Below are 1,115 nucleotides of genomic sequence, written 5' to 3'. Positions count from 1 at the left end.
AAAACCAATCAAAGGAGAATCTACATGACCCACTCTCATATTATACGAAATTCGTTGAATATTAAAGATGAAAATATTCTTTTTGATCTAAATAATTACGTATGCCCAGAAGAAACGCTTAAAGGAACCACTTACCTTGTTTATCAAGGGACATTGACTTACAAGCCGAAGGCCTGTCATCACTGTGGATCTGTTAATCAAAACTATTCAGTGACTAAAAACGGAACAAAAACATCTACGCTCAAATTAGGTAATATCCTATTCAAGCCAGCTCTTTTGAGATTAAGAAAGCAACGTTTTTTATGTCATGAATGTCAACGGACATTCATAGCGACGACACCCCTAGTGAATAAATATTGCTTTATTTCGAATCCGATTAAGAACGTGATTGCCTATGAATTAACTGAGATACAAAGCATGACGACCATCGCTAAGAGGGTTTCTGTCTCCCCAACAACGGTTATAAACCTTCTTGTCAAAACTGGAAAAACACTCGAACCTTCACGGTTCGAATTACCTGAACATCTCTCGTTCGATGAGTTCAAATCAGTGAAGGAAGCTGCTGGATCCATGAGCTTTATCTTTACTAATGCACAAACGCATGACATTATTGATATCGTTGAAAATAGACAGCAAAAAGAACTCATTGCCTATTTCCAACGGTATCCTTATGAACTAAGGAAAAAGGTTAAGACGGTGACTTTAGATATGTATAGTCCCTATTTAAAAGTCATTACTGATTGTTTTCCAAACGCTGAATTGATTATTGATCGGTTTCATATTGTCCAGCACGTCAATAGAGCGTTGAATCGTTTACGTATAGAGATAATGAAAACCGTAAAGTACAAGAGGCCTCGAGATTATAAAAAGTTAAAGAAACAGTGGAAAATCATTCTCAAAAATGTCTGGAGTGTTGATTTTGAAAAACGCTTTACCCATCGCCTTTATGATGGATTCGTAACAGAAAAGATAATGGTCAATTATCTCTTATCTATCGATGAACAGTTTCAGTGGGTGTATGATTTGATTAATGATTTGAAATGGAATCTATCTACCGGTAATTACGAAGAATTCGTCAATCAATTAGAACGCAGTAAAGAAAGACCGGTGAAGAG

Annotated in this window: 1 protein-coding gene; it reads left to right on the top strand. The window is 36.1% G+C overall.

From position 1 onward, the window contains the following. Positions 1-24 precede the first annotated feature (24 nt). On the top strand, positions 25-1,115 hold a 1,091-nt coding region (locus tag H626_RS0109705; RefSeq protein WP_027109191.1), incomplete at its 3' end, for an ISL3 family transposase.

Origin of the sequence: Lacticigenium naphthae DSM 19658 (genome assembly GCF_000425865.1) — a bacterium.
GTDB lineage: Bacteria > Bacillota > Bacilli > Lactobacillales > Carnobacteriaceae_A > Lacticigenium > Lacticigenium naphthae.
Note: the sequence above shows the minus strand (reverse complement) of the source record. Positions and strands in the feature narration are given on the sequence as shown.